Origin of the sequence: Moritella sp. 36, from assembly GCF_018219415.1 — a bacterium.
Lineage (GTDB): Bacteria > Pseudomonadota > Gammaproteobacteria > Enterobacterales > Moritellaceae > Moritella.
Window position 1 is genome coordinate 651,130 of sequence record NZ_CP056120.1, and the last position, 20,970, is coordinate 672,099.

At 38.1% G+C, this 20,970-nt stretch carries 17 protein-coding genes; 15 read left to right on the forward strand and 2 right to left on the reverse strand.

The window, feature by feature from the left end:
- From HWV03_RS03020 to HWV03_RS03050, 7 genes are all read left to right on the forward strand, one after another.
- Complete coding sequence (locus HWV03_RS03020) at positions 1 to 1,026, forward strand: hypothetical protein (RefSeq protein WP_211678396.1); 1,026 nt, start codon at positions 1 to 3, stop codon at positions 1,024 to 1,026.
- Entirely contained in the window at positions 1,010 to 2,128 is a 1,119-nt protein-coding gene (locus tag HWV03_RS03025; RefSeq protein WP_211678397.1) for a DegT/DnrJ/EryC1/StrS family aminotransferase, read from the forward strand. Before HWV03_RS03020 ends, HWV03_RS03025 begins: the two co-directional genes overlap by 17 nt.
- 1 nt (position 2,129) lies before the next feature.
- A complete protein-coding gene (locus tag HWV03_RS03030) occupies positions 2,130 to 2,831 on the forward strand; it encodes a WbqC family protein (protein WP_211678398.1) in 702 nt (233 codons plus the stop codon).
- On the forward strand, positions 2,824 to 3,606 hold the full coding sequence (locus HWV03_RS03035; protein ID WP_211678399.1) for an ABC transporter permease: 783 nt from the start codon (positions 2,824 to 2,826) through the stop codon (positions 3,604 to 3,606). The genes HWV03_RS03030 and HWV03_RS03035 overlap by 8 nt, the downstream gene beginning before the upstream one ends.
- A gap of 1 nt (position 3,607) precedes the next feature.
- Positions 3,608 to 4,354: an ABC transporter ATP-binding protein gene (locus tag HWV03_RS03040; protein WP_211678400.1), complete on the forward strand. Its 747-nt coding sequence runs from the start codon at positions 3,608 to 3,610 to the stop codon at positions 4,352 to 4,354.
- A gap of 334 nt (positions 4,355 to 4,688) precedes the next feature.
- Complete coding sequence (locus HWV03_RS03045; RefSeq protein WP_255547038.1) at positions 4,689 to 5,591, forward strand: glycosyltransferase family 2 protein; 903 nt, start codon at positions 4,689 to 4,691, stop codon at positions 5,589 to 5,591.
- On the forward strand, positions 5,584 to 6,714 hold the full coding sequence (locus HWV03_RS03050) for a glycosyltransferase family 4 protein (RefSeq protein WP_255547039.1): 1,131 nt from the start codon (positions 5,584 to 5,586) through the stop codon (positions 6,712 to 6,714). Before HWV03_RS03045 ends, HWV03_RS03050 begins: the two co-directional genes overlap by 8 nt.
- On the opposite strand, the gene HWV03_RS03055 is transcribed toward HWV03_RS03050, so the two are convergent.
- The gene (locus tag HWV03_RS03055; protein WP_211678402.1) at positions 6,711 to 8,579 is read right to left on the reverse strand and encodes a polysaccharide biosynthesis protein; all 1,869 of its coding nucleotides are present in this window, start codon (positions 8,577 to 8,579) and stop codon (positions 6,711 to 6,713) included. The two genes, HWV03_RS03050 and HWV03_RS03055, sit on opposite strands and share 4 nt — an antisense overlap.
- Before the next feature lie 178 nt (positions 8,580 to 8,757).
- Between HWV03_RS03055 and HWV03_RS03060 the strand changes: the two genes are divergently transcribed.
- The 5 genes from HWV03_RS03060 (at position 8,758) to HWV03_RS03080 (ending at position 16,739) form a co-directional block, all read left to right on the forward strand.
- Positions 8,758 to 9,711 carry a UDP-glucose 4-epimerase family protein gene (locus tag HWV03_RS03060; RefSeq protein WP_211678403.1) on the forward strand — a complete coding sequence of 318 codons (954 nt, stop codon included), beginning with the start codon at positions 8,758 to 8,760 and terminating at the stop codon, positions 9,709 to 9,711.
- 149 nt (positions 9,712 to 9,860) lie between these two features.
- Positions 9,861 to 10,409, forward strand: a complete 549-nt coding sequence (locus HWV03_RS03065; RefSeq protein ID WP_211678404.1) for a sugar transferase — start codon at positions 9,861 to 9,863, stop codon at positions 10,407 to 10,409.
- A 171-nt stretch (positions 10,410 to 10,580) separates the two neighbouring features.
- Positions 10,581 to 12,251, forward strand: a complete 1,671-nt coding sequence (gene ettA, locus HWV03_RS03070; RefSeq protein WP_211675647.1) for an energy-dependent translational throttle protein EttA — start codon at positions 10,581 to 10,583, stop codon at positions 12,249 to 12,251.
- A 267-nt stretch (positions 12,252 to 12,518) separates the two neighbouring features.
- Positions 12,519 to 14,150 (forward strand): GGDEF domain-containing protein, encoded by a 1,632-nt coding sequence (locus HWV03_RS03075; RefSeq protein ID WP_211678405.1) that lies wholly within the window; start codon positions 12,519 to 12,521, stop codon positions 14,148 to 14,150.
- A gap of 228 nt (positions 14,151 to 14,378) precedes the next feature.
- Positions 14,379 to 16,739, forward strand: a complete 2,361-nt coding sequence (locus HWV03_RS03080; RefSeq protein ID WP_211678406.1) for a PilZ domain-containing protein — start codon at positions 14,379 to 14,381, stop codon at positions 16,737 to 16,739.
- A gap of 89 nt (positions 16,740 to 16,828) precedes the next feature.
- Here the strand turns inward: HWV03_RS03080 and serB are convergent, their stop codons facing one another.
- Complete coding sequence (serB, locus tag HWV03_RS03085) at positions 16,829 to 17,965, reverse strand: phosphoserine phosphatase SerB (protein ID WP_211678407.1); 1,137 nt, start codon at positions 17,963 to 17,965, stop codon at positions 16,829 to 16,831.
- 102 nt (positions 17,966 to 18,067) lie between these two features.
- On the opposite strand from serB, the gene HWV03_RS03090 reads away from it, so the two are divergent.
- From HWV03_RS03090 to HWV03_RS03100, 3 genes are read left to right on the forward strand one after another with little or no spacing between them, the layout of a single operon-like run.
- Positions 18,068 to 18,772 (forward strand): AhpA/YtjB family protein, encoded by a 705-nt coding sequence (locus tag HWV03_RS03090; protein ID WP_211678408.1) that lies wholly within the window; start codon positions 18,068 to 18,070, stop codon positions 18,770 to 18,772.
- 4 nt (positions 18,773 to 18,776) lie between these two features.
- Positions 18,777 to 20,243, forward strand: coding sequence for a UDP-N-acetylmuramate:L-alanyl-gamma-D-glutamyl-meso-diaminopimelate ligase (gene mpl, locus HWV03_RS03095; protein ID WP_211678409.1), 1,467 nt, complete (start codon positions 18,777 to 18,779; stop codon positions 20,241 to 20,243).
- A gap of 56 nt (positions 20,244 to 20,299) precedes the next feature.
- The gene (locus HWV03_RS03100; RefSeq protein ID WP_211674026.1) at positions 20,300 to 20,923 is read left to right on the forward strand and encodes a flavin prenyltransferase UbiX; all 624 of its coding nucleotides are present in this window, start codon (positions 20,300 to 20,302) and stop codon (positions 20,921 to 20,923) included.
- Positions 20,924 to 20,970 lie beyond the last annotated feature (47 nt).

Sequence of the window (20,970 nt, forward strand, 5' to 3'; positions counted from 1 at the left end):
ATGGATAGAAAAATTGGAGGGTATTTTGGTTTAGATTTAAGAGGTGAAACTCTAGATCCGATATATAGTTTATGGAAAACATGGACAGATGGACGAAATATACTTGATTTTAATTCTAATCGAGTTGCTATAAAAAAAATCTTACAAATCGAAAAAATACATAGAATATGGCTTCCTTATTATATATGTAATGATGTTAAAGAAGCTCTTAGTGAATATGAAGTAAATTATTACCAAATATCTAATGAGTTTATACCTCAAGATTATTTTTTAGACGACATCGAAAGTGATGATTGTGTAGTATTAGTATCTTATTTTGGTTTGCCTATCAGTGATATTTTTGTAAAAAAAATACGTGATCTCAATAAAGAAATATTAATAATCGAAGATAAAGCTCAATCAATAGAACCGCCTAATATTAACGTCGATTGGTCAATCTATAGTCCAAGGAAGTTTATGGGAGTTCCTGATGGGGGAGTTGCTGTCACAAAAAGGGCATTTTCACACCCTCAAGTTAAAGTTAAAGAATGTGCTGATATTATTACTAATTTTCTACCTATATTGATGAGAAACCAAGATGAAACTATGTCAAGTGGGCAATATGAGACTTATATCAAATCCGAAAAAAGTATTTTTTCCCATGAATCAAGAGCATCTAAAATAACAATAGAGCTATTAAAAATATCTAGTTACTTATATATATCGAAGAAACGAATAAATAACTGGAATTATTTGAATAGTTTTTTACAAGAAAAATCAATATTTTCGTGTTTTAAAAAAATTGATTGGACTCCTTTGGGCTATCCAATAATAGTTGAAAACCCAAGTGATTTTGTTGATTACATGGCCAAGCATGGTGTTTTTTGTGCTCGTCATTGGTCTTGTTTAGGTGATGAATTAAATCATTTTGAATTTGAAAATGATTTATCTAAAAAAATAGTAACAATACCAATTGATCAACGATTAAATAAACCTGAACTGAATTACCTCATTAGTAAAATTCGAGATTATGATGAAAAAAAATGACATGATTTACGTTACTCGCCCAATGATTCCGCCTAGAGATAAATTTCATCAAATGTGTGACGAAATTTTTGATTCCGAATGGTTAACAAATATGGGGGAAAAACATAACAAACTTGAAGATAACCTGAAATCTTTTCTCGATGTTGATAATATATTACTTTTTAATAACGGTACGAATGCTTTACTCACAGCGTTAAAAGCAATGGATTTACCGTATGGAAGTGAAGTAATTACAACTCCATTTACCTTTGCTGCCACGACGCATGTTATTGAGTGGAATGGGCTAAAACCAGTCTTTGCTGATATTTGTCAAGATAGAATGGTATTAACTGTCGAGTCAATAGAAAAAAATATAACACCTGATACGTCTGCCATTTTAGCTGTACATGTGTATGGTTTCCCATGTGATGTAGTTGGAATCGAGCGACTCGCTAAAAAATATAATTTGAAAGTTATTTATGACGGGGCTCATGCCTTTAATACTAAAATTCTCGGTAAATCGATTAGTAAGTGGGGAGACATAACTATGTTATCTTTTCATGCGACAAAGCTATTCAATACGATTGAAGGGGGGGCTTTGATATCAAATTGTAAAGCGACACATGAAAAAATTAAAGATTTAAGAAACTTTGGTTTTCAAAATGAAGTCACAGTAAGTGATATTGGTATTAATGGTAAGATGAACGAGATTCAAGCGGCGGTTGGTCTGTTAAACCTTGAGATTCTTGATGACGAAATAGCGGGCCGAATATATATTAATCAGCTTTATCGGGATAATTTAAGTTGTATTAGAGAAATAACAATTCCTAATATTGATGATAATACGTCAAACTCTCACCAATATTTTCCTATATTAGTTGAAAATAAAAGGGATGAACTATATGAATTTTTGAAAAAAAATGGAGTATACGCAAGGAAATATTTCTATCCTCTTTGTTCTGAGTTTGCCCCTTACTCTAAATTAGAGTCATCTTCAGTTGATAACTTACCAATAGCAACGGAAATGTCACGACAGGTTATATGCTTACCTTATTATGGACGTCTCGTTGAAGATGATCAACTTAACAAGGTAATCACACTCATTAAGGATTTTTTTAGATAATATGATTGTATCTATTCACCAACCATACTTATTCCCATATTTGGGATATTTTCAGCTTATCTATAATAGTGACATTTTTGTAGTTTATGATGATGTTACCTTTATTAAGGGAGGCTTTATCAATCGTAATAATATTTTAAGCTCTGGTCGTATACAGCGTTTTACACTACCGATAGAGTCTATTTCAAGTAATAGTTATTTTAAAGATCTTTATTTTACAAGCAATACAAAAAAGTTAATCAGAACTATTGAGCAATCCTATAGTAAAAGCCCATTTTTTCATGATGTAATGCCTTTAATTAAAGATATATTTAATTACTCGCAGCGAAATGTCAGTACACTATGTATGTATTCATATGAAAAAATATTTGAATATTTAGGCATTATTAAAAACATGACATTATCCTCAGAATTAGACTATTTAAGACTTGAAGATAAAACTGGGAAAGTTATATCTATATGTGAAATATTCGATGCTGATGAATATGTTAATGCAAGTGGTGGCATTGAGTTATATGATACGTATGACTTTAAAAAAAATAACTTATCACTTGGTTTTTTAAAAAAAGAAGCGTGCACTTATACACAAAACTCGCCTGAATTTATAGATAATTTATCGATTATTGATGTGCTTATGAATAATAGTAAAAGTGACATATTGAACTTACTTTCAAAGTATGAGGTGGTAGGTAAAGATGAGTAATTATCGAAATGATTTTATTATGTCATTAAAGGAATATCAAGTTTGGTCTAGACTTGGGTGGACTGATATTCTAAAAAAGTATAGACGGTCATTTATTGGTCCATTTTGGTTAACTTTAAGTACTGCAATATATATATCATCTATTGGTGTCATTTTTTCTGAGATTTTCAATACACCGATGCAAGATTATTTACCGTATCTTGCTTTAGGTCTGATTTTTTGGATGTTTATAAATCAATGTGTTACTGAAGGGGCAGAGGCTTTTATTAATAATGCACATTATATAAAACAAATGCCGATAAAATTGGCTATATTTCCCATGCAAGTTATTTGGAGAAATTTTATTGTTCTTGCACATAATATGGTTATTTTTGTCTTTATTGCGATTTTATTTGATATTAATATAACGTGGTACTCTCTTTGGTCAATTGTTGGTATTATTATATTCAGCGTTAATGTTTTATTTTTGACTTTATCTTTATCTTGTTTTTGTGCAAGGTTCAGAGATCTCCACCAAATAGTATTAAGTATTATGCAAATAGCTTTTTTTGCGACACCAATTATGTGGAATAAGACGGCTTTACTTGGTCAAAGAGATTATGTCCTTGATTACAACCCATTTTTTCATTTTGTTGAATTATTCAGAGAACCATTATTAGGTGGTCATATAGCACTTTCAACAGTTAGTTTCGTATCAATTTTTACCGTTTTTAATATGATTGTAGCTGCTGCTGTTTATAAGTATTCATTTAAGAAAATTTCGTTTTGGGTATGACATGTCAAAAATAATTTCATTAAAAAATGTATCATTAGATATACCTATTTATGATGGTAGTAATATATCTATTAAAAAGCAACTTTTGAGTTACGCTACTGGTGGACGTTTAGCTACGGAATCCAAAGTCTGTAGGGTGCAAGCTTTAAAAAATATTAATATAGATATAAATAAAGGCGATAGAGTTGCTTTGTTAGGACATAATGGTGCTGGAAAATCTACCTTCCTAAAATTATTGTCAACAATTTATCACCCGACCTCAGGAACCATTAACATTAATGGGGAAGTATCAACTTTATTTGAAGTTGGCTTAGGTATGGATCCTGAAATGAATGGTATTGATAATATTATTACTCGAGGGTTACTATACGGGCTAAAAAAAAACCAGATCGTTGCAATGATTCCTGAAGTTGTTGATTTTACAGAATTAGGTGAATTTATTAATCTTCCAATACGTACTTATTCTAATGGTATGCTACTAAGACTTGCTTTTGCAATCTCAACGATTGTTAAGCGTGATATTCTTCTTTTAGATGAGATTATAGGTGCCGGTGATGCGTCATTTATGAATAAGGCTGAAGCTAGAATTAATGAATTAGTTGAAGCATCTGATGTAATGGTATTAGCTTCACATTCAAATGAAATATTAAAAAAAATGTGTAATAGAGGTCTAGTTTTTAGGCACGGAGAAATAATCTTTGATTCTAATATAGATGAATCAATTGATTTCTACATTAACCATTATTAAAATTTATCTATATGAAGATTTTTCTATGTTGTGGATGAATTATATTATGAGCTAGATGGTTATGGTTAGAATGATCTCGTTATTATTGTGATGATGATTTAATTCAATGACTTTATTAACTAATAAAATTCGACTTGAACTATTATTAAAGGAAATTCAAGTGATTCGTCGTAGGTTAAACTTTTCTTAATGTCGAAAAATAGTTACTGAAATAGGTTATGTTATTAGCATTAATAATGTATAAAATAAGCGCCGTTGATTTTTCTAAATATAAAGTAAAGGAGTTTAAATTTGTTGTCTTATATTGATTTTTTTTCGTCAGGGTTATCATATTTTGAGTATTGATTCGACAGCTGCTGTTATCGTTACTTACGCTCCAAATATTCTCGATTTGAATCGGTTAGTTAACTCTTTGAGCACTCAAGTACGACAAATATATATCATCGATAATGGCTCTCTTATGCCTACAGGTCTAGATCAATTAGATTCAGTTGACCTGACGTCGTTACCTAATAACATGGGCATTGCTTATGGACAGAATATTGGTCTTCTAAAGGCAATAAACGATGGTTTTATTGATTTTGTCATTTTCGACCAAGATAGCTTGCCTTCCGAAACTATGATCTCAGATCTTTTCTCTGCTCGAATACAAGCTTTGAAAGCTGGCATTAAGGTTGCCGCCGTTGGTCCTGTACACATTGACCAAGATAACCTTTCAGAAAGTACTTTTATTGATACCAGCCAAAAAGTCTTAAAAAAGATCATTCCGAGAATTTTCTTGGATATGGGGGCTCATTTTGCGAAATGCGATTTCTTGATTTCTTCAGGTTGCCTTATATCAAAAGACTCCTTAGATATTATAGGATATATGGAAGATGGCCTTTTTATCGATTGTGTGGACATTGAATGGGGGTTTAGGGCGTTGGATAGAGGACTACACTGTATTGCTGCGTTTGATGCAAAAATGTATCACAAAATTGGTGAAATACCTTTGAAGCTCTTAGGGAGAGAGCTAACAACTCATTCACCAGTACGTCATTACTATTTCTATCGGAATGTTTACCAGCTACTAAAGCGTCCATATGTTCCCTATTGCTGGAAAAGGCATACTTTGATCAAATCAACGATACAGGCTTTTGTATTTTCGTTATTTCTCTCTCCTCGACTCGATCACTTTAAGTCTATTTTAAAGGGGATTTGCCACGGTTTAACGAATAAAAATGGTAAATATGAATAAAACATTAATTTTCGTAATCAACGTCGATTGGTACTTCCGTCTTCACTGGCTAGAACGAGCAAATCATTTTAAATCATTGGGTTATAATGTTCATATAATTACTAATTTTTTAGATAGTTCGATAGAAAATGAGCTCATATCAATGGGATTCACGTGCCATCAGTTCTCTGTTAAGCGTAAGAGTCTGAACCTATTTCGAGAACTTGTTAGTATTTGGCATCTAAAGTACTTGTTGAAAATGATAAATCCAGATTTGATTCATTGCGTTACGATTAAACCCAATATATATACGGGGCTAATCAATCGGTTTTTTATAAAAAAACCAATAATCTATAGTATTACCGGACTAGGTGCTGTTTTTAGTTCGTCATCATTAAAATTTGTAATTATTAAACGTATCATAACGCTCTTTTACAAGAATATCTCTGTTCACTATTCAAGATTTATTTTTGAAAATAGCGAGGACTGTTCGCTATTTCAAGATTTAGCTATTATAAAAAATGGTAATGGCATCGTGATAAAAGGTGCTGGTATTGATTTGAATCGCTTTACTTCTTCACCTTTACCATGTGATCAAAGTATACTTTTCGCTGCTCGTCTTTTAAAGGAAAAAGGTCTTCAGTGCTTGATTGAAGCAAAAACAATATTAGTTAAACGAGGTTGTGAGTTTACACTCAATGTAGCTGGAATCATTGATAATGATGTTTCATCCGCTATTTCGATAAGGCAAATTGAAATTTGGGCTAAAAATGGGGATATTAACTGGTTAGGTAATGTGAAAGATATGCCAAGTTTAATTAAGAAAAATGATATTGTTTGTTTACCTACGACTTATGGCGAAGGGGTGCCTCGTATCCTCATTGAAGCTGCCTCATGCCAGAGAGCTATCGTCACCACTGATGTTGCAGGTTGTCGCGAAATAGTATCTCATGGTTTTAACGGGTTACTGGCTATCCCTGCAGATGCTATTTCACTTGCTAATTGCTTACAGGAATTACTCGATAATAAAGATAAGCTCCGAAAATTTGGGATTAACGGCCGAAAAAAAGTCGAAACTGAGTTTTCTCAAGAAATGGTATTTGAGAAAACGCTTCAAGTTTATGATGAATTACTATTGTCTTAATTTGGCGTATACCCAGTCGGCGCATCTAATAAGATGCGTCTAATACATTCTACATTAAAGTCATGACAACAAACATCAAGCTGACTAATCAGACTTTCCATTTCTTTCCAGCTTAGTTTATCTTCTTGCGCCATCATTATTTTTGAATGGATCGTACCTTCCACGTGAGCACCAATCAACAGTTCTTCATAGAGTTTCTCACCCGGTCTTAGCCCTGTGAATTTGATCTCTATATCACCACTCTCCTTTTCACTTTCGGCATTAATGTGCTCTTTCATACCCATCAAATGAATCATGCGGTTGGCTAAATCGAGGATCTTTACTGGCTCGCCCATATCTAATACGAATACTTGGCCATTCTTACTCATCGCACCAGCTTGAATTACCAGTTGTGCGGCTTCTGGTATTAACATGAAGTAGCGAATAATATCGGGATGGGTAACGGTAACTGGGCCGCCTTTACGAATCTGCTTTTTAAACAGTGGCACTACAGAGCCTGATGAGCCAAGAACATTACCAAAGCGCACCATAGTGAGCGTTGTATGGCTCTCTGTTTCGGCCAATGCTTGTAGTACTAATTCAGCCATGCGTTTACTTGCGCCCATGATGTTGGTCGGACGTACGGCTTTGTCGGTAGAAATTAACGTAAAGTTAGCCACTTTGCATTTTATAGCTGCTTGCGCTACGGCTAAGGTACCAAAGACATTATTGCGGATGCCTTCAACAATATTGTCTTCAACTAGTGGTACGTGTTTATAAGCTGCAGCATGATAAACGGTATTAATACTGTAGGCTTGCATTAGTTTTTCAACACGATTTTGACGTTGTACTGACCCAAGAGCTGGCACAAGCTGAGTTTCCATGTGCAAGTGTTCTTTTATACCTTCGAGCTCTTGATTAATTTTGTAAAGGTTGTATTCATTGAGCTCGAACATTAATAAAGTTTTTGGCTTTTGAGCTAGAACTTGACGACATAATTCAGAACCAATAGAACCGCCAGCACCCGTTACCATCACGTGTTGGTTTGTTATATTTTTCGACAATAATTCATGGTTAGGAGCAATGGGCGTACGACCCAGTAAATCTGCAACGTCTAAATCTCGTATTTCTGTTGCATGTGCTTTACCAGCTGCTATGTCTTCAATAGAGGGTACTGATAGCACCTCTATCGGCCAATGTGATAACTGTTCTACTAAACGTAATCGTTTGCCTTTATTAATGTTGTTTATTGCAAGTAATAATTTTTCAGGCGAATAGAGAGATTGTAACTGCTTGAATTCTGAACTATGGTGTACTTTTAATCCATAAACGACTTGGCCAATCTTATTTTTATCATCATCTAAAATAGCGACAGGGTGGTAATCTTCGCCTTGAATCAGTGCATAAGCAAGATTGCGACCTGTTGCTCCAGCCCCGTAAATAAAAACATTTGGTTTTTGGCGTTTATAGTAGTGATAATAGAATGTTCTAATTAGAATGCGGGGGCCACCCAATGTTATAATTGCTAGGCCAGCATAAATAAAAGGGACGCTTCTCGGGATAAAAGAGTGCAAGAAAAAACCGCTGATGGAGAGGGTAATTGCGGATATGAATACTGCAAAAAATATATTTCCGATTGCTGGTAGCATCATATACCTAAGAACCGCTCTATACATGCCTAACTTTACAAAAACAGCAATAGTGGTGATAAGTGTTATGAGTAAGCTAGCTACTTCCTCGGGGTTAATTTCGAAAGCGGTTACACCTAACCGAATCACTACCGCTATATAGAGAGAGAACGTAACTGCAATCATATCGTATATTAGGGTGATAACTCGTTTGTTTTTTCGTTCGGTGCTAAGTAGTTTTTGAATTGGTATAAACATGCTTAAATGCAGCTCTTTGATAGATTTAGAGTAACTTGCTCTTCGCTTTTTAAATGCGATATTTTAATATAGTCGGCACTATTCTAGTTTTCTTTAGTTTGTATAGCTAGTTTTATCGGAATAAGTGTGAATAATAAGCATATTTATAGAAGCTAGTATAAATACTATTGAGGGTGCGATGAAAGTTTTAGTGACTGGAAGTTCGGGTTTTGTTGGTCAGCGCGTTCTAGAAATCGGCGCTGCTAAAGGGTGGGACTGCTTGGCTCAAGTCAGAAAAGGTACAGTGCGAGGGGAGGTTGTTAAAGAGGTCATGGTACCTTTTATTGATTCTTCTACGGATTGGTCTCATGCATTAAATGGCGTGGATTGTATAATTCATTGCGCAGCTCGTGTTCATCAAATGAAAGAGTCTGATGCTGAGGCGTTAGTTGCTTATAACGAAGTTAATACTTTAGGGACTCTACACTTAGCGCGTCAAGCTGCTGATTCGGGTGTAAAGCGATTCGTTTTTTTGAGTTCGATTAAAGTTAACGGTGAATTTACTGATGTCGGTGACCCTTTTTCAGTTAAAGTTAACCAGCCCCCAATAGATCCTTATGGTAAGAGCAAATTTGATGCAGAGGTCGGATTAAGGATCATCGCAGAAGAGACTGGCTTAGAGGTCGTGATAATTCGTCCCCCATTGGTTTATGGTCCAGGCGTTAAAGCAAACTTTCAATCAATGATGTCTTGGGTTACAAAGGGGGTTCCTTTACCTTTAGGGGCTATCAATAATAAACGTAGTTTAGTTTTTATTGATAACTTGGTCGATCTTATAGTAACGACAGTCATTCATCGTAATGCGGTGAATCGTACGTTTTTGGTTTCTGATGATCATGATGTGTCAACGACTCAGTTATTAAATGCAATTTCAGTCGCGACGAGCAAGTCACCTCGTTTGTTACCTATTCCGATGTCATGGATTCAGTTTGTTGCAAAATTAGTTGGAAAACCGAAAATTGCACAACGTATTTGTGGAAGTTTGCAAGTGGATATTAGTGATACTAAACAGGAATTAAACTGGATGCCTCCTATTTCTTTTGAAGAAGGCATTAAGCAAACTGTCGATAGTTTTGTTGGATCTGAAACGTAGGTTCAAATATTTAGTTCCTCGTTTTTATAATTATAAGGTGTTCAGCTCTTTGTTTTTGGGTTGTATACTTCACCGTCATTCTAGAATGTGAATCATAAGTACATTCTGGGGCTTGTGTATTCTTTGTGTATTTTTTGTGGGGCGTTGTTGTGATTAGAGTATTAGATTTTTTATTTGCATTTTTTGGTCTTCTTTTTTTATGGCCTGTATTATTAGTTGTATATATTGTTGGTTATTTTGATACTGGCTCTCCCGTATTTCTGCAAACTCGAGTAGGTAAAAATAAAAGACCATTTACGTTAATTAAATTTCGTACTATGCCTGTTGAAACAAAGTCGGTAGCGACTCATTTAGTGAGTGCTAGCTCCGTCACTAAGCTGGGTAGTTTTTTACGTAAAACAAAAATTGATGAATTGCCTCAATTAATTAATGTTGTAAAAGGTGAGATGAGTTTAGTTGGCCCACGCCCGAATTTGTTTAATCAAGAAGCGTTAATTAAAGCACGTGATGCATTAGGCGTTTACGATGTGCTGCCTGGGGTGACTGGCCTAGCTCAGGTGCAAAATATCGATATGTCTACCCCGCAATTACTTGCTAAAACAGATAAACAAATGATTGATACCTTAACCGTCAAAGACTACTTCAAGTATATCATCATGACAGCGACAGGCAGCGGTTCGGGTGATGCTGTCAAATAGCCTTTATTTATATATTGTTTAAATCCCAGAGACGTTATTTTGGGATTTTTATCGTAACGCCATTGATGTCATTAAGTATGCTCAGGCTCGCATAGCTCTTTTTCTTGTATCAACCGCATCCAAGGTTTAAACTTATCCCACATTCCTTATTCCTTGTTAAAAGAGAACATAATGGCTGGTCCTCAGTTTATCTATTCGATGCACCGTGTTGGCAAAATTGTGCCACCGAAGCGTCAAATCCTTAAAGACATCTCGCTTAGTTTTTACCCTGGCGCTAAAATTGGCGTACTGGGTCTAAATGGCTCTGGTAAATCAAGCTTATTACGTATTATGGCTGGCGTAGATCAAGACTTCGAAGGTGAAGCGCGTCCACTTGCTGGTACTAAAATTGGTTACTTACCGCAAGAACCTGTACTGGATCTAGAAAAAACAGTACGTGAAGTCGTTGAAGAAGCGATTTCAGAACTTAAAGATGCAATGGCAGGTCTTGACCAAGTTTATGCTGATTATGCCGAACCAGATGCGGATTTTGATAAGTTAGCGAAGAAACAAGAAAAGTTTGAATCTATCATTCAAGCGCACGATGGTCACAACATCGAAAACCAACTAGAGCGTGCTGCAGATGCATTACGTTTACCTGAATGGGACACTAAAATTAAAGTCCTATCGGGTGGTGAACGTCGCCGTGTTGCTATCTGTCGTTTGTTATTAGAAAAACCAGACATGTTATTACTAGACGAACCAACCAACCACTTGGATGCTGAATCTGTAGCTTGGTTAGAGCGTTTCCTACATGATTATGAAGGTACTGTTGTTGCGATCACGCATGATAGATATTTCCTTGATAATGTAGCCGGTTGGATCTTAGAGCTTGACCGTGGTGAAGGTATTCCATGGGAAGGTAACTACTCTTCTTGGTTAGAGCAGAAAGATGCGCGTCTAGAACAAGAAGCATCGCAAGAAAGTGCACGCAAAAAATCGATTGAAAAAGAACTTGAATGGGTTCGTTCAAATCCAAAAGGTCGTCAAGCGAAAAGTAAAGCGCGTATGGCACGTTTTGAAGAGCTTAATCAATCAGATTATCAACGTCGTAACGAAACCAATGAACTGTTCATCCCACCGGGTGAGCGTTTAGGTGACAAAGTCATTGACGTTGAAAATCTAGGTAAAGCATATGACGGTCGTGTATTAATTGATAACTTGTCATTCTCTATGCCAAAAGGCGCAATTGTTGGTATTATCGGTCCCAATGGTGCTGGTAAGTCAACACTATTCAAAATGCTAGATGGCAGCGAGTCTCCAGACTCTGGTTCGGTTTCAGTGGGTGAATCAGTAAAACTAGCAAGTGTAGATCAGTTCCGTGATCACATGAACGGTGATAATACTGTATGGCAGGAACTGTCAGATGGTTTAGATATTATCAAAGTTGGTAATACTGAAATGTCATCACGTGCTTACTGTAGTCGTTTTAACTTCAAAGGTACTGATCAGCAAAAACGTGTTGGTCAGCTGTCTGGTGGTGAACGTGGTCGTTTACACCTTGCTAAGCTTTTACAGTCTGGCGGTAACGTGATCCTACTGGATGAGCCAACCAATGACTTGGATATCGAGACACTACGTGCTCTTGAAGAAGCTATTCTCGAGTTCCCTGGTTGTGCGATGGTTATTTCCCATGACCGTTGGTTCCTTGATCGTATTGCGACGCATATCCTAGATTACCGTGATGAAGGTAAAGTGAACTTCTACGAAGGTAACTACACAGATTACGAAGCATGGTTGAAGAAAACCTTAGGGCCAGAAGCGGCACAACCACACCGTATTAAATACAAACGCATTAGTTAATTTTGCCGTCATTATTTGACTAAATAACGACAAATGTGAATTAAGAGTAAAAGCCTGTAATTATGATATTACGGGCTTTTTTTTGCTTGTTTTATTCACTAGGTATAACGCCTTTATCTTTAAATTGCGATGAGGTGTGATTATTGCTCTGATTTAGAATGGTAAATAAGTTGTTGTTCGTTAAGTGTTTGTGATGAAATTTTGATTTCGATTTAACAACTTGGCAGAATGACAACACAATATAGACAATGGATTTTTTAATTCCCTGTGACTTTTATTAGATATGCTATTTTTATCTCTCTCTCCTTATCTTTCAGTATTAGCGCTTTTACAGTGCGAGCTGAATATAAAACCGAGCATGTCCGTATTTTATTGCCGCCTACGTCGATAGTTCAATCTGCGGGTTACTATATGGCGCAGCATAAGGGATTTTTTAGTGCACAGGGCCTTAATGCGGACTTAATTTCGATGCGTTCTCGTCAATCAATCAGCAAAGCTGTCGATCAAGGAGAGGCCGAATACGGGGTGACGAATGCGGATGTATTAATTGCAAAAGCCAATGGCCGGGCACTCGTTGCCATAGCCGTCATATTTCAACATTCTCCGAGTGCTTTATTAGTATTAAAAGACAAAGGTATGAATAAGTTAGCCGATTTAAATGATAAACGGGTGCTATTATTACCTGAATTTAAAGATATTGAAGTGCTCAGTTTATTACGTAAACAGCATATTCATTCAATTAATATCTTATCCCCTTCGGTCGCACGTGATATTACGACGTTAGTGAACAATCAATTTGACGCCCTTAGCATTAATTTAACCAGCGGCCCCTATAACGCTGTACGTCAAGGGGTGGAACCGGTTATTTTCACACCGAAAAATTACGGTATCGATTTTTACAGTGGTTTTTTATTTACCAGCGTAACAGAAGCAAGCTTAAACCCTGAACGTGTCGCTGCAGTACGGACGGCGGTGCTACAGGGATGGGAATACGCATTAACACATACCGAAGAAACGCTGGATGTATTGGTGGCGTTGAATCAACCGTTACCGTCGGCTGCTTTGGATGAATTACGTAATCAATTTAAATATCAGCTAATCATTATGCGGGATTATATTCTGCCTGATTTTGTGCCCTTGGGGTATATCAATCGTCAGCATCTTGTCGATATTCAACAGCAACTGATCGATCTTGATTTTATTTCACAAAGCAGTGATTTTAGCCAATTTATTTATACGCCGCCTCGCGCCAAAATAGACTGGCAAGTGTGGGGCGTTTGGGTCAAGGTTATTGTCGCGGCGTTATTATTTAATGGTTTGTGGTTATTTTATTTGTTAATCATCAACCAAAGATTAAAACGCGAAGTACTGGAAAGAAGGCGTGCCGAGCAGCAGGTTCGGTATGCCGCCATGCATGATAACTTAACTGGGTTAGCAAACCGAGCGCAGCTGATGGAGACCCTTGAACATATTCTGCCGCTGGCTCAAAAAGGTAAGATCACCCCGGTATTATTGTTCATGGATCTGGATCGTTTTAAGCTAGTCAACGACCGCTATGGGCATGCGGCAGGAGATGAACTACTTATTGCCGCTGCGCAGCGTATGTCTCGTTTACTTGGCGGGCCAGGCGAATTATTAACGCGGTTAGGTGGAGATGAGTTTGTCGTTTTATTGCCAAATTCGAATCTCCGTTATGCTGGTCAGCTAAGTGAACAAATCGAACGTACTTTATTGCAATCATTTGCCTTATCTGTGTGTAATGTATCTATCGGCATTAGTATTGGTTATAGCGTTTATCACCAGGATATGAGTGCTGATGAGCTATTAACAGGTGCTGATAACCAGATGTACGAAATAAAAAGTGAGCATCATCAAAAAAGAAAGCAAATAGTCTGTTAAGTGGCACTTATTTTGCTTGTTTCACGTTATTATCTATTACTTGACGCTTTGTACGTGTACTTAGTAGTAACGTGCAGATTTTTCCTGTAAATAACGATGGTCGTGTTTTCTATGTCATCTCATACTGATGTATTTAACCGTCGCTTATTTTAGCTGTACTTATTTTAGTCGTAAGTGTCTAGCCGTAATAGTTGTATTCATTTTCCAATTTAAGCAGTGATCGCCAGCATGGAATTATCTCATTACACCGACATAATTAAAAAATTAACGACCTTGTATCATGAACCTGATTTTAGTCTTTTGTTCGCACAGTTGACTGAAGGTGAAACGAACAGTAAACGTTTTTTGATCAAGATGGAGGTCAATCGCCTTTCTGCGCCCACACGACGGATCCTCGATTTTCGTCAACGTGGTGATAGTGGCGCGGTAGCGTATGAGTATGATGGTATTTTACATCACATTAATCCGGTCGAAATTAAGTTTTTAGAAACATTGTTAGCTCAGCACCAAGGTAATTATACGCTGGGTATTTATGAAGAAGTATTGGCTTTTCATCAACGTGAACGCAGTAAACCAGTAAATGAGCGCAATGTTATAACGGTTGAACCCGCGGCTAAATTTGCGGTCGAACCGATTCAGTATGCCTCTTATTTTGTGCGTAACGAAGAGCGTATGCACTACAGTTCAGCGATAAAAATGCGGTTTGGCGACCGTGTTATTGATGCCATGACCTCTGATTTATCCACCAGTGGCATTAAAGTTAAAGTGAATAAAAATCACGCCATTGTGACAGGCAGTTTAGTGAATGTGAACTTTTCGAGCTTACGTCAAGAATATGCTAACCATTTATTACGTGATTTTTTTGCTTATAAACTCATGGGCATCGATGAAGAAGAGAAGTTTGATTATTTACGTTTAATGCGGATTGACGAAAATAATGAATTAGATACCTTTATCAGTAAATTGATCGCGCAAAATAAAAGTAAATACAAAGTTAACGTCCGTTATCAAGAAGAGAATGTTGTTGTAAAAGGGTATGAACAATTCTTTTTACCACGAATGTCAGGCTTACCCCTGTATATCTCGGGTGATGAACAGCCTGTATTGAGTCATTTGTTATTGAATGAAAATAATCGTGGTGTATACGATTATTGGATCAATGAAGAATCTAAAAGTCAGCTTGAAGCATGTTGGCAGACAGATTGGATGCAAGGGCTATTACAGACCAAGAAAAGTATCGAAACGACCATTTACAGTTTTTATTATACGCAGAATGGGCGCCTGTACTTTTACGCAGCCGACGCGATTAGTTTGGCTAAGTCAGGTTTGAAAGCCTTGTTTTTGTCTTTTGCTTGTCAACGTCCTAATTTCAGAGCATTTAAATTTTCATTATACCCGTCAGCATTTGATGAAAAGAAACATTTACTGGAAGCAGAATGTCACCAACAGCCGATAGGGTCGACAATGCTCGCGGCATTACAAGATATCCGTTGGGTTGGGTTGCTGCAAGATATTACCAATGAAAATATTCTGAATGATTATAAAGCGTATGCGCAGCACAGCAGTGATTTTAACCTGCTGCATCAATATCGTTTACCGGCTGCGGATCAACGCGCGATATTAGCCCAGTTTAAATTTGTACAACTACGTAAAGAAGCCCGATTCAGTTACAAAACGGCGATTGTAGTGAATCATACCGAACGTAGTATCAAAGGTTGGAGTAATGATTTTTCGACTGAAGGATTACAGATCGAATTAGAATCGCCGTTGGATGTGCAGATCGGTCATCGCGTTTACCTTGAACTGCCGATGTTACAAAAACTGTCGAAGAAAGTAGCGCTTGTCAATTTACCTTACAGTGTTGTTGGCTGTAATAAAGCGAAAACAATTCTACACTTGCAGATTGTCGGCGATAAAGAGGCACATATTGGCTGTAAGTTCTTTAGTTTGTTGATCAGTAGCAATAAAGGCAAGTTAAAAAGTACTCCAGAGCCAACGCAATCACCAGGTGTCACCGCGGTATTACGAAATATGTATTGTCAGCATTTAGCGACCATGCCCTTGTATATTCATAAGGTAAACACGAGTTACCAGATGGACAGGATAGGCATTAGCCCGAACGAAAATAGTTTAGCACCGCTGTTTGAATATTTTGGGCAAGCTGAATCCCGCTACAATCTGTACCCTCTGTTATCAGATAATAATATTAAACAGGTTTTCGATGATGCATTAGCCGGGTTAGAACCCACTTATCGCCCTTGGCAGCAGGTGCTTTATATTACGATCGCAACCAGTGATTCGGTAGTCACAACGCGATTTGAAAAAGATTTTAGTGATGAGCATGAACGCCGTCAGTTCATTACCCATAGTTTACAAAAAGGCGCTTTCTTTGCGATCCAAGTGATGCTGTCTCGTACTGGGCGGCCGGATATGGAATACATTGAAAAAGAACTTAACTACGTTAGCCATTATGCGATACACAGAGCACAAAAGCTTGAAGACGAATTATGGCGTGTACGTGGAGTGGTGGATCTGATTGATGTGTCTGATGAGTTGTTATATAGACTCGGCCTACGCCGCATGCGTTAATGAGCACTGATCTATTTGTTGTTCGTCTATTGATTAATAGAGTCCACGTAAAAACCGCTAACGTGGACGCCTATTTGCTTTAGATTAGGTTACGACCAGCTCGCGTCTAAACATCTTGCCGCCTGTAGCAGTCCGACTAGCCCTTCTAAATCATGATGATTTAATGCCACTTGCGCTTGCTGTTGAACAATAGGTTTAGCATGAATAGCCACACCGAGAGCCGCACTTTTCAACATGATTAAATCATTAGCGCCATCACCAATCGCGACTGTTTGCTGCGGAGCAATCTGATATTCCTGTGCTAGTGCTTGCAGGGTATCGGCTTTCACCTGAGCATCAACAATATCGCCAATAATCTGACCCGTTAAGATGCCATCGACGATTTCGAGTTCATTGGCATAAACAGCATCAAATCCTAAATCATCTTGTAGACGCTTAGCAAAGTAGGTAAAACCGCCTGACGCGATTGCTACTTTCCAGTTTGCTTGGTGTAAGGTGGCAATCAATAACTCTAAACCGGGCATTAGCGGCATGGCATCGGCAACTTGAGTTAATACGCCTTCCGGACAGTTGGTTAGCGTCGCTACGCGCGAACGTAGGCTTTCAGAAAAATCTAATTCACCATTCATGGCGCTTGCCGTTACGGCTGCGACTTGTTCACCGACGCCTGCAAGTTTGGCTATTTCATCGATACATTCAATTTGAATCGTCGTTGAATCCATATCCATTAATACCACCCCAGGTTGCTTTAAACTCGGTAGTGTCTGGCTTAATGCATAATCAACATGGTAATCATTACGCCAGCTTGCTAACGTATCTTTAAATTGCAGCTGTAGTTCATCTGATAACGTGGTAAAGCCTAAAACAATAATGTCACCTTGATTGGCTGGTGCTGCGCGTTGCGTGTCGGTTAATGCGTTATTGTTTAATGCATAGTTCGCTGGTGGATATAGGATAATATCGCCAGAGTCTTGCATTGACAGCTGCAGTTGACTCAATGCTGACAGTAGGTTTAGCAGCGCGTCACTTGTTATACTTGGTGCGATTAAAGTGAGATAATAGTGACTACTGTTATTACTACTATTTGTTGGCAGTTCTTGCGCCGAAATATTAAATTGACCCTGACAATAAGTGACATGTTTTATTTCAGTGCTTTGCAAGGTTAACAATTGTGGCCATGCTATTGGCGGAGTATTACTAAATAAAGTCTCAGCGAGTTGAGTCATTTTGCTACTAATCCTTGTAATCGATAGGTTACTGCTAGCAAAGATAACGTATTCGACTTAAAATTGCGATTCGTAATTACGGTATTCAGAAAGGAGCTCGTTGTGGTTAAAGGTAAGAATAATGACAATCCTGTAAATACAGAGCTGGTTCCGCATGAGCCACATTTAGCGACAAACCAGACGAGCAAGTATAATCAAGATGGTAAATCTAATGGCCGTAATAAGTTCTTAAAGCGTCAAACTTCATTATTGATTGCGTTAAGTCTTAGTTCACTCTTCATTTTTATTGCGATCTCGTTATATAACAATGTCACGGCCTCTCGCTATCACCAGGTTGATATGTTGGTGCATTCATTACTGGATTATCCGACAAAAATGGCGGCTAACTTGATTGTTACCCGTGAGTCTAGCGATCTTAATACCCGCGTTAACAGTAAAAAACAGCTACAACAGCTGGTGGATGAAGTCAGCGAAAATCAGTATGTCACTAGCCTGCATATTTTTGCTGAAGATGGTAAGTTATTAAGTTCTTCTCAAGAAGACTATATGGCCGAATTACTGGCTAAAAAACAATATACAGCACCCAAGGGGGTGCGTGTTTATCTCAAGCCGATATTGGCAGACAACAAACCTGTGGGTTTTTTACAGTTGCATTTTAGTTATCAACAAATGCTTAAAACCTTCACTATTTTCCAGTTTGACGCCACTAAGTCTATTTTAATCTTGTTTTTATTGTTATTGCTGTTTGGTGTCATGATCGGTGTGACGATCAACCGCGTTCATCATAAGTTTCGTTCAAAAGGGTAATCAAATGTCTAAACATATACATATTCTGGGTATTTGTGGCACGTTCATGGGTGGTATTGCAGTACTGGCTAAACAGCTAGGTTATAAAGTCACGGGCTCAGATGCCAATGTGTACCCACCAATGAGCACCCAACTAGAAGAGCAAGGTATCAAGCTTATCGAAGGCTACGACCCGAGTCAGCTTGATCCTGCGCCAGACATGGTGATTGTAGGAAATGCTATGTCACGTGGAAATCCTTGTGTCGAATACATGTTAGACCGAAAGCTCGCTTATACTTCAGGGCCACAGTGGCTGTCTGAACATTTATTACAACACCGTTATGTGATTGCAGCTTCGGGGACCCATGGTAAAACGACTACAGCGGCTATGGTTGCATGGATCTTAGAATATGCGGGACTCGAACCGGGTTTCTTAATTGGCGGCGTACCACAGAACTTCACTGAATCAGCACGCTTAGGTGGTGGCTATTTCTTTGTCATTGAAGCGGATGAATACGATACCGCCTTTTTCGATAAACGTTCTAAGTTTGTACATTACCAACCAAATACGCTGATCATGAATAACCTTGAATATGACCATGCCGATATTTTTCCTGACTTAGCGGCGATCCAACGTCAATTTCATCACGTAGTCAGAACCGTCCCTAGTAATGGCCTGATCTTAATGCCAGAGAATGTACCAGCATTGGATGACGTGATACAACAAGGTTGCTGGACGCCTGTGCAATCTTTATGTTTAGAGAATAAAACTCAGGGGTCTGAAAATAAAGCATTAGGCGCTGAAGGCAGCCATTGGCAAGCGAAGAAATTACGTGAAGATGCCAGCCAATTTGAAGTTTACTGCCAAGGTGAGTTAGCTGGTGTGGTTAAGTGGAACTTGATTGGCGATCATAATTTACAAAATGGCATGATGGCGATCGCAGCTGCGCATTATGCAGGCGTTGAGTTAAACCAAGCCATTGCAGGACTAGGGGCGTTTAAAACCCCGAAACGCCGCATGGAAATTAAAGGTGAAGTGCAGGGTATCCGCGTTTATGATGATTTTGCGCACCACCCGACGGCGATCGCCACGACATTAGCAGGATTACGCGCTGCTGTCGGTAGTGAACGAATCATTGCCGTATTAGAGCCGCGTTCAAACACCATGCGCATGGGCACGCATCAACAAGCATTAGCACAATCATTAATGCAGGCTGATGATGTGTTGTTATATCAACCCGAAGGTTTAGATTGGAATCTACAACCGGTTGCTGATGAGCTATGTGCTACTCATGGTTCGGGGGCGATCAATGCGTCAGGTATAGATAATCGTCATAAAGCCGCTATTCATCAGTACATTGATGGGTTGATCGCTGAGATCACAACGCGGGCGAAAGCACAGGCAGGTCCTTGCCATGTACTAATTATGAGTAATGGTGGCTTTGCGGGTATTCATGATAAATTGTTAGCTAAATTAGAAGTTAAATCATAATTAGACAAATGAACACTTGAAAATGATGAAATATATGAAGAAAGGCGATGACTACCATGCAAACTAAAACGGCTGAATTTAGCAAACGCATTACCTTAGGGGTTAGTGGTGCGTCAGGCTCACAATATGCTATACGTTTATTGGAATTATTATTAGCGGCAGATGTACAAGTACATTTACTGATGTCGGATGCGGCTAAAGTAGTCATGGCAACCGAAACTGATGAAAAATGGCCAGCAGACAATAAAGCATTACAGCTGTTTTTAACCGATAAATATCAAGCGAAAGCAGGGCAGTTATTGGTGCCAAGCAATAAAGATTGGTTCTCGCCAGTTGCCTCTGGTTCAGGTGCACCAAAACAAATGGTTATTTGTCCGTGTAGTATGGGGACCGTTGCTGCCGTGGCGCAAGGCATGTCGACTAACTTATTACACCGTGCTGCTGATGTGGTATTAAAAGAACGTGGTCAACTGGTATTGATCCCGCGTGAAACACCGCTATCACCGATCCATTTAGAAAATATGCTGAAGTTGTCACGCCTTGGGGTCACCATCATGCCTGCCGCACCGGGTTTTTACCGAAAACCAAAAACGCTTGATGATCTTATTGATTTGATGGTCGCACGTATTCTTGACCACTTGGACGTTGACCAGTCTATTTATGCGGGATGGGGACGTTAAGCGTTAGATATCGATCCCCTCCCTTGACCGTAAGGGGAGGGGGAATT